13 protein-coding genes are annotated in these 14827 nt (G+C 68.9%); 7 read left to right on the forward strand and 6 right to left on the reverse strand.

Annotation, left to right across the window (positions count from 1 at the left end; translation table 11 throughout):
* Positions 1 to 44: 44 nt before the first annotated feature.
* The 6 genes from UU7_RS01175 to UU7_RS01200 form a co-directional block, all read right to left on the reverse strand.
* Positions 45 to 1007, reverse strand: coding sequence for an efflux RND transporter periplasmic adaptor subunit (locus UU7_RS01175; RefSeq protein WP_007804588.1), 963 nt, complete (start codon positions 1005 to 1007; stop codon positions 45 to 47).
* Positions 1004 to 1765 carry an ABC transporter ATP-binding protein gene (locus tag UU7_RS01180; protein WP_007804590.1) on the reverse strand — a complete coding sequence of 254 codons (762 nt, stop codon included), beginning with the start codon at positions 1763 to 1765 and terminating at the stop codon, positions 1004 to 1006. The genes UU7_RS01175 and UU7_RS01180 overlap by 4 nt, the downstream gene beginning before the upstream one ends.
* Positions 1762 to 2892 carry an ABC transporter permease gene (locus UU7_RS01185; protein ID WP_007804591.1) on the reverse strand — a complete coding sequence of 377 codons (1131 nt, stop codon included), beginning with the start codon at positions 2890 to 2892 and terminating at the stop codon, positions 1762 to 1764. Before UU7_RS01185 ends, UU7_RS01180 begins: the two co-directional genes overlap by 4 nt.
* Positions 2892 to 4352, reverse strand: coding sequence for a TolC family protein (locus tag UU7_RS01190; RefSeq protein ID WP_050981398.1), 1461 nt, complete (start codon positions 4350 to 4352; stop codon positions 2892 to 2894). The genes UU7_RS01185 and UU7_RS01190 overlap by 1 nt, the downstream gene beginning before the upstream one ends.
* 93 nt (positions 4353 to 4445) lie before the next feature.
* On the reverse strand, positions 4446 to 5891 hold the full coding sequence (locus UU7_RS01195) for a sensor histidine kinase (RefSeq protein WP_007804595.1): 1446 nt from the start codon (positions 5889 to 5891) through the stop codon (positions 4446 to 4448).
* The gene (locus UU7_RS01200; RefSeq protein ID WP_007804597.1) at positions 5888 to 6577 is read right to left on the reverse strand and encodes a response regulator; all 690 of its coding nucleotides are present in this window, start codon (positions 6575 to 6577) and stop codon (positions 5888 to 5890) included. Before UU7_RS01200 ends, UU7_RS01195 begins: the two co-directional genes overlap by 4 nt.
* A 182-nt stretch (positions 6578 to 6759) precedes the next feature.
* Here UU7_RS01200 and UU7_RS01205 point away from each other — a divergent pair, with 182 nt between their 5' ends.
* The 7 genes from UU7_RS01205 (at position 6760) to UU7_RS01235 (ending at position 14770) form a co-directional block, all read left to right on the forward strand.
* Positions 6760 to 7401 (forward strand): PepSY-associated TM helix domain-containing protein, encoded by a 642-nt coding sequence (locus tag UU7_RS01205; RefSeq protein ID WP_007804599.1) that lies wholly within the window; start codon positions 6760 to 6762, stop codon positions 7399 to 7401.
* A gap of 14 nt (positions 7402 to 7415) precedes the next feature.
* Positions 7416 to 7931: a DUF2271 domain-containing protein gene (locus UU7_RS01210; RefSeq protein ID WP_007804600.1), complete on the forward strand. Its 516-nt coding sequence runs from the start codon at positions 7416 to 7418 to the stop codon at positions 7929 to 7931.
* Positions 7932 to 7960: 29 nt separating this feature from the next.
* On the forward strand, positions 7961 to 8773 hold the full coding sequence (locus UU7_RS01215) for a DUF4198 domain-containing protein (RefSeq protein WP_007804602.1): 813 nt from the start codon (positions 7961 to 7963) through the stop codon (positions 8771 to 8773).
* An 83-nt stretch (positions 8774 to 8856) separates the two neighbouring features.
* Positions 8857 to 9804: an FAD:protein FMN transferase gene (locus UU7_RS01220; RefSeq protein WP_425480499.1), complete on the forward strand. Its 948-nt coding sequence runs from the start codon at positions 8857 to 8859 to the stop codon at positions 9802 to 9804.
* Positions 9801 to 11492 (forward strand): flavodoxin domain-containing protein, encoded by a 1692-nt coding sequence (locus UU7_RS01225; protein WP_007804606.1) that lies wholly within the window; start codon positions 9801 to 9803, stop codon positions 11490 to 11492. The genes UU7_RS01220 and UU7_RS01225 overlap by 4 nt, the downstream gene beginning before the upstream one ends.
* Before the next feature lie 180 nt (positions 11493 to 11672).
* Complete coding sequence (locus UU7_RS01230; RefSeq protein ID WP_007804608.1) at positions 11673 to 13853, forward strand: M1 family metallopeptidase; 2181 nt, start codon at positions 11673 to 11675, stop codon at positions 13851 to 13853.
* Positions 13853 to 14770, forward strand: coding sequence for a hypothetical protein (locus UU7_RS01235; protein ID WP_007804611.1), 918 nt, complete (start codon positions 13853 to 13855; stop codon positions 14768 to 14770). The genes UU7_RS01230 and UU7_RS01235 overlap by 1 nt, the downstream gene beginning before the upstream one ends.
* Positions 14771 to 14827: the final 57 nt, after the last annotated feature.

Raw genomic sequence — 14827 nt, forward strand, 5'->3', positions numbered from 1 at the left:
TCCGCCGTGCGTGCCGGAGGGCAGCGTGGCAGAACGCGGTTTCCTCAGTCTTTCGATGGCGCCCCGGTGGTGGCCGGGGCGGTGCCGAAGCGCACGATCACCCGCTGGCCGATGCGCAGCGTCTGCGGCTTGTCGAAGGCGAGCACGCACTCCACGGTGCGTGCACTGGCACGGATCTGCGGATCGTTCTCGAGCTGGGCCGGGCCGTAGACCTCGCCGATGCGCAGCACGTGGGCGCGCCACGGGGCCTGCCGATCCGCGCTGTCGGCCACGATTTCGGCCGGCATGCCGGGCCGGATCGCGCCGATGAAACTTTCGTTGAGTTCCGCGCGGACGATCCGCGGCTTGTGCGGCAACAGCACGAACAGCGGCGGCGAGGCGGGCGACATGCCGGCACCGGGCTGCGCCGATACGCGGATCACCTCGGCATCGAACGGGGCGAACAGGCTGCGCTGCTTCACCTCGTAGCGGGCCTGCTCCAGCTTCTGGCTGGCGATGTCGATGGCGGCATGGTTGGCCTGCCGGTCGGCGTCGAGCAGGGCGGCGGCCTCGCGCGCATCGTCCGCGCTCTGCCCGTCGCCGGCACCGGCGGCGACGGCCTGGGCGAGGCGTTGCGCCCGTTGTCTTGCCGCGGCCAGCTTGATGCGGAGCAGGGTCGCCTGCGCCTGCGCCTGTTCCAGTTCTGCCTGGGCGGCCGCCACGGCGAGCCGGGCCGACTCGCTGTCCAGCGTGGCCAGCAACTGTCCCTGCCTGACCTGTTCGCCCTCGCGCACCGCCACGCTGGCGAGGATGCCTTCGCGTGGCATGCCCAGATTCAGCAGGCCGCCTTCGATGTCGACGCGGCCGCGGGCGACCGCCGCATAGGCGGGCGTGGCCTGGCTGGTGGCCGCCGGCGGTGCATCGGCGGCGGAGCAGCCGGCGAGCAGGGCGGCGATGGCGAACGCGGGGCCGCGGCAGCGCGTTCGCCAGGGCCACGGCCGTGATGAGGAAGGAGCGGGCGGCTTCATGATGGAGTTCCCCGGGAATCGGAAAGTGGCGCCTGGTTGCGCCGGTCGCTGAGGATGCGGCCGTCTTCCATCGCCAGCACGCGATCGGCGTGGACGACCAGGCGCGGGTCGTGGCTGACGCACAGCACCGTGGTGCCGTGGGAGTGCGCGATGCGGTGCAGCAGGTCGATGATGATCTGGCCGTTGGCGGCATCGAGCGCGCTGGTCGGCTCGTCGGCGAACAGCAGCTCCGGTTGCTTGGCCAGCGCGCGGGCGATCGCCACGCGCTGCTTCTCGCCACCGGACAGCTCGGACGGGCGCAGCCGCATGCGCTGCCCCAGGCCGACTTCCTCCAGCGATTGCCGGGCGCGCCGACGTGCCTCGTCGCGGGTGAGGCCCATGTGGTTCAGCGGCAGCTCGACCTGCTCGAACGCGGAGAGCGCGGGGAACAGGTTGAAGCCCTGGAAGACGAAGCCGGTGTGTTGCAGGCGGAAGCGTTCCAGCGCGCGCAGGTCGAGCTGGCCCAGTTCGCTGCCCAGCGCGCGGACCTGCCCGCCATCGACTTGCTGCAGCCCGCTGAGGACCGCCAGCAAGGTGCTCTTGCCGCAGCCCGAGGGGCCCGAGATCAGGGTCAGTTCGGCCGCCTCGATGGCCAGGCTGAGTCGATCGAGCACCTGGGTGCGCTGGTGGCCGGAGACGAAGGCCTTGCTGACCTCGACGGCCTGCAGGGCGGGCCGTCGCGCCGGTTCGATGAGGTTGCCGGAATGCATCGTGTTCATCTCAGCAAGGTGGCCGGATCGGCGCGCCTCAGGCTGCGCATCGCGGCCAGTCCGGACACGGCGGCCAGACCCATCACCAGGATGATGCAGGCCAGCGCCGAGGGCGCGTTCAACACCACCGGGACATCCTGGCTGCGCGCCAGCAGCAGCAGCACGATGCCCAGCACGCTGGCGCCGAGCAAGCCGAGTGCGCCGACCCAGAACGCCTGTTCCAGCACCACCTTGCGCAAGGCGCCCACGCCGACGCCGAGCGCATTGAGGGTGGCGTATTCGCGGATCGAGCCGTTGACGGCGGCGACCAGGGTCTGGCTGGTGATCGCGGCGCCGACCAGGAACACGATGCCGGCCAGGAACATCACGCCGGCGCCGGCGCCGGTATCGAACAGCCAGTAACGCACGGACCGTTGCGCAAAGTCGCTGGCACTCCAGGTCGTGTACGGGCCGAACGACGTGGCGCCGCGCAGGCGCGCGGCCACGGTGGCGGCCCGGGCCGGGTCACGCAGGCTGGCGACCAGGTAGGTCGGGCCGTTGTCGGTGACGTCGTTGTCGAGTCGTCGGGCGGTGTCCAGCGAGCACAGCACGTTGACGCCGCCCAGCGCGCGCAGGCCGGTGCCGATCCCGACCACGCGCACGCGCCGGCCGTTGATGGTCGCGCTCTGGCCGATGCCGATGCCCAGCTGATCCAGCGCCGAGCGATCAACGATGATGGCGTCGGGTTCGACCAGCCGGGCGCGCAGGGTAGGCGACAGGACCTTGGAGAACATCAGCCCGTCGGCCGCCGGATCGATGCCGGAGACAAACACCGATGCACCACCGGTCTCGCGTGGCCCGCGCCAGTCGCCATCGACCCACAGATACGGTTCGACCCGCAGCACCTGCGGGTCCATCAACAGGCGCGACTGGAGGTCGGCGTCGATCGAACGCCCCAGGCCGACGCTCTGGGTGCCCGGGTAACCCACCCAGACGTCGGCCGACGAACCGGTGACGTAGAGACTGGTGCTGCCGAAGATGCCCAGCACCAGGGCGATCTGCAGCAGTTGCAGCAAGCCCGCGAAGCCGACCGCCAGCATCGCCGGCAGGAAGCGCCGCCATTCGTAGACCAGGGTCTTGCGGGCCAGGGCGACCATCAGTGGCGCGCTCCGGATCCGGCATTGGCCTGGCCGGTTGCAACGGTCTCATCCGGGTCGCCGGCAGCTGGCAAGGGTGCACCGCCGAGTGCCTTGAACAGGGTGACGTAGGCAAGGTCGTGTCCGGCTCGTGCCTCGCTCAGGTCGAGTGCGGCCTGGTCGACGGCGAGCTGGCTCCCGTTGCGATCGAGCGGGCTGGCCAGTTGCAGGCTCGCCCGTTTGCCGGTGGCCTGATCGACCCGTTGCAGCGCCTGCCAGGCCTGCAGGCTGTGCTGCTCGCGCTGGCGTTGCTGTTGCATGCTGCCGAGTGCGGTTTCCACCTCGGCCATGCCTTGCAGCACCGCTTGCCGGTAGGCCAGCACGCGGGCTTTCAACTGGTGATCCCTGGCGTGCTCGGCGGCCAGGCGAATGCCCCAGTCGAACAGCGGGATGCTGACCTCCGGTCCATACGAGTCGATCGCGTTCGGCGTGCTGCTTTTCCGGTGGTTGTTGTCGATGTCGGTGGACCAGTTGATCGAGCCGCCGAGGCCGATGCGGGGAAACCGGTCGGCGTGGGCCGTTGCCAGCTCGCCGGCGGCGGTCAGCACGTCGGCTTCGGCACGGGCGATCTCCGGCCGGCTGCGCAGCAGTTCGGCCGGCGTGGCGTCGAGGTTCCACGGGCCCAGTTCGGGTATCGGGCCGATTTTCAGCCAGGCAGGATCGGGATGGTTCTGGCCGAGCAGCACCGCCAGCTGCCATGCGCTGGCATTGATCGCCTCGCGCGGCGCGACGAGTGCCGACTCGGCCTGGTCGAGGGCCGCCTGTGCGCGGTCTGTCGCGTCGGGCGGGGCAAGCTGGAGCTGCTGTCGCGTTCGCACCAGTTGCAGGGCGTGCCGGCGCGACTGGCTGATCCGCAGCAACAGTTGCTCCTGCTGCTGGGCGGTACGCAGGCTGATCCACTGCCGCACGACTTCGGCCACCAGGCTCACGCGGGCGCCGCGCAGGTCCGCGACGCCGGCGTCGAGCTGCCCCTGCGCTTCGCGGCGGGTTCCTTCGGCGCGGCCGAACAGGCCGAGTTCCCAGCTGGCGTCGAAGCCGACCAGGAAATAGGAGGCGCTGGCGTCGGGATCGATCACGTCGTTGGTGCTGGCACGCAACGCGGGCAGGTAGCGTGCGCCCGAACGCGCGTGCATCACGCGCACGGCACGCAGGCGTTCGACGGCCTGCGCCAGGTCGAGGTTGGAGGCCAGCGCACGCTCGACCAGGGTGTCGAGCGCGGGATCGTTGAAGTTGCGCCACCAGCCATGCAGGTCGGTGGGCTGCGCCGCGTTGCCGGCGAGCCGATGCTGAAATTGCGCGGGTATCGGCGGCCTCAGCTTCGGCAACGGCGCCGCGCAACCGGCGAGCAGGGTGAGCACGGCGGCGCACGACCAGAGATGCCAGCGCGGGTTCCATGCTGCCTTGTGGAATCGAAATGGCACGGCGCGCTGACTCTTTGGGAGGGTTGCGTGGAATACCTGATTGTGGCCGGGGAATCTTTCTTCCCCCTTTGCAACGACGGCGGGCGAGGGGGCTTATGCGGAATCGTCGTGGCGATCCTGGTCGCCCGACGATGGCGGGCGTGGCGCGTCGAGTGGCGGGAAGCACACCTCCACGCGCAAGCCGTGCGGCGCGATCAGGCTGCAGGTCAGGCGAGCCTGGTGTCGTTCGGCGATGCGCTGGACGATCGCCAGCCCCAGTCCGCTGCCTTCCTCGTTGTTCCCGGCGGCACGGAAGAAGCGTTCGCTCAGGCGCGGCAGCAGTTCGGCCGGCACGCCGGGGCCGTTGTCCTCGACGCTGAGGCAGCAGCTGCCATCGGCGTGTCCGCCCAGCTTGACCGTGACCACGCTGCCGCGGCCGGCATAACGCATCGCATTGTCGATCAGGTTGTCCAGCAGGTCGCCGAGGCTGGCCGCATCGCCGATGATCGGCCACGTTCCCGGGGCGCCTTCGTAACCGAGATCCACGCCCGCGCGGATCGCCTCGTGCACGCGCTGGGCCACGGTATCGGGAACCAGTCGGGCCAGGTCGAGCAGGCGGCTTTCTCCGGTATCCAGCGAGGGCGCCTGGGCCCGGGTCAGCGCCAACAGCTGTGCCGAGGTGCGCGCAGCGCGGCGGGTCAATTGCTGGATGTGTTGCAGGGCCTCGTTCACCGCTTCGGGGCGGGATTCCGCCAGCGCGTGTTCGACGTGCAGGCTGAGCCCGGTCAACGGCGTGCGCAACTGGTGTGCGGCATCGGCGATGAAGCGGTCATGCAACGCCAGCATGTTGCGCAGGCGTCCGAACAGGGCATCGATGGTTCGGGTCAGCGGCTGGATCTCGGCAGGCACGTCGGCGGCATCGATCGGGCTCAGTTCATGACTGCGCGCGGCCAGCCGCGCGGTCAGCGGCTCCAGCACGCGCAGGCCGCGACCCACGCCGAACCAGACCACCGAGAGCACGCAGACGATCAACAGCGTCTGCATCACCGTGGCCATCAGCAGGATGTCGCGCGCCTGCTCGTGCCGGTCGTGCAGGGTTTCGGCAAAGCTGACGACCAGGCTGTCGCCAGGCTCCCGGGTCGCCTCGATCTGCATGGCGGCCGCGCGCAGCGGACGCTTCGCCAGTCGGGTGTCGTAAAGGATCGGCCGCGCATCGATCGGCGGCATCTGCGTCGGCTGCGGCAGCGTTCCATTGCCGGCCAGCAGGCCGTGCAGGCGGCTGCGCACGCTGAAGTAGCTGCGGCCATCCGGATCGTATTCCAGCAGGAACCGCGCCTGCGGCGACAACTCGTCGCCCGGTTGCAGGTTGCCGACCATCATCGCCAGGCTCTGCGTGTCCTCGCGCAGATCCTGGTCATGGACGCGGTTGGAGTAGGTAAGGGCGACGCCGTAGCTCAACAGTGCATCCAGCACCAGCAGGACGCCCATCGGAACGAGCAGCAGCAACAGCAGGCGTCGCCGCAGGCTGGGGCGCGGGGAGCGCGTGGGAGGTGATGTCATGAGGAGGTGATCCGGGCCTCGTTTACTTCTTCCAGCAGGTAACCCAGCCCCCGGATGGTGCGCACGCTGGTGCCGCTGTCACGCAGTTTGCGGCGCAGGCGATGGATGGCGATGTCCAGGCCGTTGTCGGTCAGTTCCTGGTCCCAGTTGCACAACGCGGCCACCAGCTGCGCCCGGCTGGTCACCCGGTCGGCGCGCAACGCAAGCGCCTCCAGCAGACCGAATTCGCGGGCGGTCAGGTCCAGCGGAGTCTGTTCGATCCAGGCGCGATGGCCGGGCAGGTCCACGCGCAACCGGCCCAGCTGCAGTTCCGGCTTGCCCTGGCTGCTGGCGCGGCGCAGCAGTGCGCGCACCCGCGCTTCGAACTCGGCCAGTTCGAAGGGCTTCACCAGGTAATCGTCGGCGCCGAGGTCGAGCACGCGGATGCGCTCGGCCAGGCCATCGCGTGCGGTGACCACCAGCACCGGCATGCTGGTGCCGCGGTCGCGCAACCGCCTGAGCACCTCGCTGCCGTCCAGCGCGGGCAGGCCCAAGTCCAGCACCAGCAGGTCGTACTCGTAGTCGCGCAGGGCTGCGTCGGCCAGGTTGCCGCGCGCAGCGTGGTCTACCGCGTGGCCGCCATGATGCAGGGACGCACAGATGCCTTCCGCGATGGAGGAGTCGTCTTCGGCCAGGAGAATCCGCATGGGTGACTCCAGAGTGGGCGGCGGGCAGCGGCGTGTTGCGCCTCCCGTAGTTGCGATTGATTCTTGTTTACTAAATAATGTCGACCATCCGGAAGCCCGCAACACGGGCCTCCACGCCCTTCCAGACCTTGCCCGCTCGCCGCAGTTCCCGGCCGAGAGGCAAGCGCGAAACACGGATAACCATGGGTCAGCTACAGGCAAACGCCGAATCGATGCGTCCGCAGCGCCGCGCGTTCTGGATGCGGCAGCTGCACCAGTGGCACTGGATCAGTTCGGCGCTGTGCCTGGTCGGCCTGCTGCTGTTCGCGCTGACCGGGATCACGCTGAACCATGCGCGGCAGATCGAGGCCACGCCGCGGGTGACCCATCGCAACCTCGTGTTGCCCACGGAGTTGCGTGTTGCGGTCGACGGTGATGACGCGCGCAAGGCCGCGCTGCCGACGGCGGTGGCGGCGTGGCTCGATGATCAGTTGCAGGCGCACGCGGCCGGCCGCGTGGCCGAGTGGTCGGTGGACGAGGTCTACCTGTCGCTGCCGCGCCCCGGTGGCGACGGCTGGCTCAGCATCGACCGCGCCAGCGGCGCCGTCGAATACGAACTGACCCGGCGCGGCGCGATCGCCTACCTCAACGACCTGCACAAGGGACGCAACGCGGGCGCGGCGTGGAGCTGGTTTCTCGACGTGTTCGCGCTGGCCTGCCTGGTGTTCGCGATCACCGGCCTGTTCCTGCTGAAACTCCACGCCGCGCGGCGCACCTCCACCTGGCCGCTGGTGAGCCTGGGTCTGGTGCTGCCGGTGGTGCTGGCGCTGATCTTCATCCATTGAACGGAATTCCCGCGATGCGTCGTCTGCTGCTTTCCTGTTTCGCCCTGGCCCTGGCCACGCCGCTGGTCGCGGCCGAGCTGAACCTCACCGTGCAGATTCCCGAGCAGAAGGTGGCCGAATACCACCGGCCGTATACCGCGATCTGGATCGAGCGCGCCGACCGCAGCGTGGCTGCCCAGCTGGCCGTGTGGTACGCGCAGAAGGACAGCAAGGAGGGTGCCGGCAACAAGTGGTTGCCCGACCTGCGCCAGTGGTGGCGCCGCGGAGGTCGCGAGCTGGCGTTGCCGGTGGATGGCGTCTCCGGCGCCACCCGGCCTGCCGGGCAGCACCAGTTGAACTTCGTCGACGGACAGGCGCCGCTGGGCACGCTGGCTGCGGGTGATTACGTGCTGGTGGTGGAGGCCGCCCGCGAAGTCGGCGGGCGCGAAGTGGTGCGTGTGCCGTTCACCTGGCCGGGTGCCACCACGCAGCACCTGACCGCGCGGGGCAGCAGCGAACTCGGCGCGGTCAGCCTCGACATCAACCCGTGAATCCCGTTCCCGAATTGTCCGGAGTGAACATGCACAAGCGCACCCTGAAATGGATCGTCCTGGCCGCGGCGATCGCCGCGCCGCTGGCCGTGCAGGCGCACAAGATGTGGCTGCTGCCGTCGGCCACCAATGTCGCCGGCGCCGATCCGTGGGTCACCGTGGATGCGGCGATCTCGAACGACCTGTTCCATCCCGACCACCACGCGGCGTCGCTGGAGCAGCTGGTGATCACCGCGCCGGACGGCCAGACGGCCAAACCGGCAAATGAGGCCGTCGGCAAATATCGCAGCGTGTTCGACCTGCAACTGAACCAGCAGGGCACGTACAAGCTGGCACTGGTCAGCAGCGGCCTGTCTGCCAGCTACGAGCTGGATGGCCAGAAAAGGCGCTGGCGGGGCAAGGCCGACGAACTGCGCTCGGCCATCCCAAGGGCGGCGAAGAACGTGCAGGTGACGGCCTCCAGCAACCGGGTGGAAACCTTCATCAGCAACGGCAAGCCGAACGACACCGCACTGAAACCCACCGGGCAGGGCCTGGAGCTGGTGCCGGTTACCCGCGTCACCGACCTGGTCGCCGGCGAGCCGGCCACGTTCCAGTTGCTGCTGGACGGCAGGCCGGCCGGCGACCTCAAGGTCAGCGCGATCGCCGGTGCCACCCGCTACCGCAACGCACAGGACGCGATCACCGCGCAGACCGGCAGCGACGGCAAGTTCCGGCTGACCTGGCCGCATGCGGGGATGTACTGGATCAACGCCACGACGCAGGACGACAACAGCGGCAGCAAGTTCGCCAGCAAGCGCCGCCTGTCGTATACGGCGACGCTCGAAGTGCTGCCCGAGTAGACATGATGTCGTTGCCGCGTCTGGCCGTCTGTCTGATTCTGCTGGCTGTTTCCGCTCCGTTGGCGGCGACGCAGCTGCAGCGTATGGACGGGCAGACCATGGGCACCACCTGGTCGGTGCAACTGGTGCTGCCGTCCGCCCAATCGACGGAACAGGTGCGGCGGGGCATCCAGGCCGAACTGGATCGCGTGGACGGCCAGATGAGCACGTACCGGCCGCAGTCGGAGCTGTCGCGCTTCAACCGCGCGCCGGCCGGCAGCTGGCAGGCCTTGCCGCCGGAGTTCTTCGAGGTCCTGCAGCATGCGTTGCAGCTGGCCAAGGACAGCGATGGCGCGTACGACCCGACCGTGGGGCCGCTGGTGAACCTGTGGGGTTTCGGCCCCGACCAGCGGCCGCGGCAACCGCCGACGGTTGCGGCGATCGAGCAGGCGAAGGCGCGAGTCGGCTGGTGGAAGCTGAGGCTCGACCCGGTCGGTCATCGGGCATGGCAGCCGGGCGGGGTCTGCGTGGATCTTTCTGCGGTGGCCAAGGGTTACGGCGTGGACCAGGTTGGCCGCTACCTGCAGCGGATCGGTGCGACGACGTGGCTGGTCGAGGTCGGTGGCGAACTGAAGGCACGCGGCCGCAAGCCGGATGGCATGCCATGGCGGGTCGGCATCGAGCGGCCCGATGCGGCGGCCGGCGCGGTGAGCGCCGCCGACGAACTGGTACGCACGATCGAACTGGACGACCGCGCGGTCGCCACCTCGGGCGACTATCGCCACGTGTTCGAGGACAACGGACGGTTCTATTCGCACCACATCGATCCGCGCAGCGGCTGGCCGGTGCCGCACGAGGTGGCGTCGGTCAGTGTGCTGGCGAACGAATGCATGCAGGCCGATCCGCTGGGCACCATGCTCAGCGTGCTCGGCGCCGAGCACGGCATGGCCTACGCCCGCGAACATGGCCTGGCCGTGCTGATGATCGTGCGCACCGCGCAGGGTTTCGAGCAGCGCATGTCGCCGGCGTTCGCGGCGGAGTTGCGCCGATGAAACCGGGCGACGCGATCACCGCACGGCGCACGCTGCTCGGCAACGCGATCCTGCTGGGCGGCTTCGGCCTGCTTGCCGCGCTGCTGCTGTTGCTGCATGTGGATGGCCTGCACTGGCGCGATCCGGGTGGCGAGCGCTGGCTCGATGCCGCGCTGGTGCTGCTGGCATGGCTGGGCCTGCTCGGCTGGCTGCGTCATCGGCCGGCGGTGGCACCGCGCAAGCCCGCGAAGATGCTGGACATGGCGGCTGGCCAGGCCACCACCGCGGCCGAGCGCGCCGCCGTCATCCCGCAGCTGGTGGCGGACACCACGGTGCGGGTGATCTACGCCAGCCAGACCGGCTTCGCCGAACAACTGGCGCGGCAGACCCTGCAAAGCCTGCAGGCAGCCGGCATGGCGGCGCGACTGGACGGCATCGACGGCGTCACCGTCGAGGATCTGCATCGCGCCAGCCGCGTGCTGTTCGTGGCCAGCACCACCGGCGACGGCGAACCGCCCGACATGGCGCTGGCTTTCAGCCGCCAGGTCATGTCGCAAGCGCAGACGCTGGCTGGCCTGCGCTACGGCCTGCTGGCGCTGGGTGACAGTGACTACGAGGAGTTCTGCGGCTTCGGTCGGCAGCTGCAGCGCTGGTTGCAGGCCAGCGGCGCACAGGCCTTGTTCGATCCGGTCGAAGTGGACAGCGAGGACGAGGCCAGCCTGCGCCACTGGCAGCATCACTTGTCGTGGCTGTCCGGCGTCAATGATCTGCCCGACTGGCAGGCGCCGAAGTACCAGCGCTGGCAACTGGTCGAGCGCCGCCTGATGAATCCCGGCAGCGTGGGCGATCCCTGTTTCCACCTGGCATTGCAGCCGCTGCAGGGCAGTGCCAGCTGGCAGGCTGGTGACCTGGTCGAGATCGGCCCCTGCCATCCGGCCGAACGGGTGGCGGCATGGCTGTCGGCACGGTCGCTGGATGGCCGCGTGCCGGTGTCGTACCGCAGGCAGCGGCAGCCGCTGGCCGGACTGCTGGCGCGTTGCCGCCTGCCCGAAGCGGACGAAGTCGACGGGCTGGATGAAGAGGCGGTGGCGGCCTTGCTGCAGTGGCTGCCGCATCGCGAGTATTCGATCGCCTCGCTGCCGGACGATGGCGCGATCCACCTGCTGGTGCGCCAGATGCGCGGCCGCGGCGGTTACCTCGGGCTCGGTTCGGGCTGGCTGACCGGGCATGCGCCGATCGGGGCCGAGATCGCCCTGCGCGTGCGCGGCAACAGCAACTTCCATCCACCGCGGGATGGGCGGCCGATGATCCTGATCGGCAACGGCACCGGGCTGGCGGCATTGCGCGCCTTGCTGAAGGCGCGCATCGCTGGCGGGCACCGGCGCAACTGGCTGCTGTTCGGCGAACGGCAGCGGGCGCACGACTTCCTCTACCGCGAAGAGATCGAACGCTGGCTCGCGCAGGGCTGGATCGAGCGCGCGGATTTCGCCTGGTCGCGCGACCAGGCCGAGCGCATCCACGTGCAGCAGCGACTGCGCGAGGCGGCCGATGACTTGCTGGCATGGGTCGACGCGGGTGCGGCGATCTACGTCTGCGGCAGCCTCGACGGTCTCGCGCCCGGTGTCGACGCGGTACTGAACGAGGTGCTGGGCGTGGCGCGGGTCGACCAGTTGCGCCAGCACGGACGTTATCGGCGCGACGTCTACTGAAGCCTCCGCTGCCCGCGGCAGGAACTTTCGCTTGCCGCGCATGACCTATGGCCTATGCCCCGTTTCCCTGACGGGCGCAATCTGTGGGGATTGTCCAGGGGAGTGGCAAACATGCGGCGAATTGCACGCAAGTGGGGGTATTTGTGTGCCGTGACCTTGTCGGTCGCGGCATGTCCGGTCATGGCGCAGACGCCTGCGTCTGCCAGCACGACGGCCAGCGCGCCGGCCGGTCAGGTGATGGCTCCGGCCAGTGCCGGCGCAGTTGCCGCCGACATTCCGTTCGTCTCGGCGGATGCGGCGAACTTCCAGGTGCCCAGCGCGCCCGACGCGTGGGGTGGCCCGCGTGGCGATCACCCGGCCACGCTGTCCGACCAGGTGGTGGGCTACACCATCCAGGCCACGCTGGACCCGGCCAGGCACACGGTCGACGCGAAGCAGACGATGACCTGGCGCAACCGCAGCAACCAGCCGGTCAGCAAGATCTACTTGCACCTCTACCTCAACGCGTTCGAAGGCCCGGGCAGCACGTTCTTCACCGAGCGGCGCCTGTTCTCCGGCAGCGGCCACTCGCGCGGCAACGCCGACCTGAAGAAGGGCGAGTGGGGCTATATCGAGTTGAACAAGGTGCAGCAGGGCGGTCAGAACGTGAGCTGGCGTTTCGTGCAGCCCGACGGCGGCCCGAAGACCGACAGGACGGTGGTCGAGCTCGACCTGCCGCAGGCGGTGCCGGCCCAGGGCACGCTGAGCCTGGACATCGACTTCCACGACCAGCTGCCGCGCGTGGTCGAGCGCACCGGCTGGTTCGGTGACTTCCATCTGGTCGGCCAGTGGTTCCCGAAGATCGCGGTGCTGGAATTGCCCGGCGAGCGCGGTGCCACGGCGCCGCGCTGGAACGCGCACGAGTTCCATTTCCACAGCGAGTTCTATGCCGACTACGGCAACTACGACGTCCAGCTGACCGTGCCGAAGGGCTACACCGTGGGCGCGGTGGGTGAGCAGCAGGGCACGCCGGTCGAGAGCGGCGGCAAGGTCACCCACCACTTCGTGCAGACCGATGTGGAGGACTTCGCCTGGGTCGCTGCGCCTGGCTACAAGGTGCAGCGCACCAGCTGGACCGGGCCGGGCAGCCCCAAGGTCGACGTGCAGGTGATCTATCCGCCCGAGTACGAGGCGAGCGCGCAACCGGTGCTGAAGGCCACCACCGATTCGCTGACCTATTTCTCCGACACGCTGGGCCCGTATCCGTACAGGACGATCACCGCCGTGGTGCCGCCGTACAACGCGGGCGAGGCGGGCGGCATGGAATACCCGACCTTCTTCACCGCCGAGGGTTACGACAAGGTCACGCCCGACACGCTGACCCAGTACGCGATCGACTTCGTCACCATCCACGAGTTCGGCCATGGCTATTTCATGGGCCTGCTCGGCTCGAACGAATTCGAGGAGCCGATGCTCGACGAGGGCATGAACCAGTACTGGGACGATCGCATGCTGGTCGATCGCAAGCAGGACATCTGGGTCACCACGCCGCTGCTGAGCAAGCTGGGTTTTGCACCGCAGCTGACCCCGTTCGAAGCCGAGCGGCTGTCCGGTGTCGTCGGCATCGGCGTGCCGGCCGATTCGCTCGACTCCAACTCGTGGGACCGCATGTCCAGCAACAGCTACGGGTCGGTGTACGCGCGTACCGCGGCGACCATGCGCACGCTGGAAAACCTGCTCGGTCACGAGGTGATGGGCAAGGCAATGAAGCTGTACTACGAGCGCTGGAAGTTCCGCCACCCCGACGCCGCCGACCTGCGCGATGCGCTGGCCGAGGGTTCGGGCCAGCCCGAGCTGGTGCATGCGATCTTCGCCTCGCAGGTCTACGGCACCGACAAGGTCGACGCCAGCGTGGTCTCGATCGACAACGAGGAGCAGGTGCCGCGCACCGGTACCGTGATCCGCGACGGCAAGCGCGTCACCCTCTCCGCGAAGGACGTCGACAAGCAGATCGACGACGCCCGCGCGGCCTGGGACAAGGCCCACAAGGACGCCAGGCATGGCGGGCCGTATCCGTGGCTGTCGACGATCACGGTGCGCCGCACCGGTGCGGCGGTGCCGCGCACGGTGCTGGTGAAGTTCGCCGACGACAGCAGCGAGACGGTGAAGTGGGACGACGCCAGTCGCTGGAAGCGGATCAGCTTCACCAGGCCGGCCAAGGCGGTGTCGGCCACGGTGGACCCCGACCGGAAGATCGTGCTGGATGCCAATTCGCTCAATGACAGTCGGACGATCAAGGCCGATGGCGCAGCCTCGCGCCGCTGGAGTGCGGATGTCGCCTCCTTCTTTCAGACTTTCTACGCCTTGATGGGGACGCTGTGATGAAGACCGGACGCATTTCACGCCGCGTGGATTCGGCTGCGCTGATGCGCGCGCCGTTCGCCGCCATGCAGTGGCGCTTGCTGCTGCTGTGGGTATTGCTGCTGCTGTTGCCGACGGCGGTGGTCAGCCTGCCGATCTGGCGCGCGCTCAGCAGCGTGCTGGATCATTCGATCCATGCGCAGGAGTGGGCGGCGCGCTTCAACGGCAGCATGTTCAGTGATGTCATGACGGCACTCAACATGTCCAACTGGTTCGGCGGCATCGCCTTGCTGGGCATGGTGCTGACAGCCCTGCTGTCGCCATTCCTCACCGGCATGGTGGTGGGTACCGGCCGCGCGGGTCGCACGCTGGGCTTCAGTCATCTGCTCCAGTGCGGCATCGTCGAATACGGTCGCATGTTCCGCCTGATGCTGTGGTCGATCCTGCCCTACGTGGTGATGGGCGCCCTGATCGGCGTGGCGATGCACATGGCCGACGACGTCGGCGACAAGGCCGTCCTGCAGTCGCAGGCTGATCGGGCCTCGCACCTGGCGCTGTTCGTCGCCGGCGTGCTGTTCGTGCTGGCCCAGTCGATTGTCGAGTCCAGCCGCGCCGCGTTCATCGCGGACGCCGGGCTGCGTTCGGCCACCCGCGCCCTGGGTCGCGGCTTCATGCAGTTGCTGCGTCGTCCGCTCAGCACCTTGCTCAGCTATCTGCTGATCAGCGTGATCGGCTACGTGATCGCCATGGCGATCGGGATCGGGCGGGTGAACACCCCCGCAGTGGGCGTGGCCGGACTGGTCATCGCCGTGCTGCTGGCCCAGTTGGTAGTGCTGGTGATCGGCTGGATGCGGGTGGCACGCCTGTTCGCGCTGGCCGAGGTGGCCCGCTCGCTGGTCTCGTCGCGCTCAGCCAGCGGGTTGCCGCCGGCGCTTTGACGAGGGGGCGGAGGGCGCTCACGCCCTCCGCCATCCGATGGCGCGGGTTTTCCGGCG

The sequence above is a fragment of the Rhodanobacter spathiphylli B39 genome (assembly GCF_000264295.1).
GTDB lineage: Bacteria > Pseudomonadota > Gammaproteobacteria > Xanthomonadales > Rhodanobacteraceae > Rhodanobacter > Rhodanobacter spathiphylli.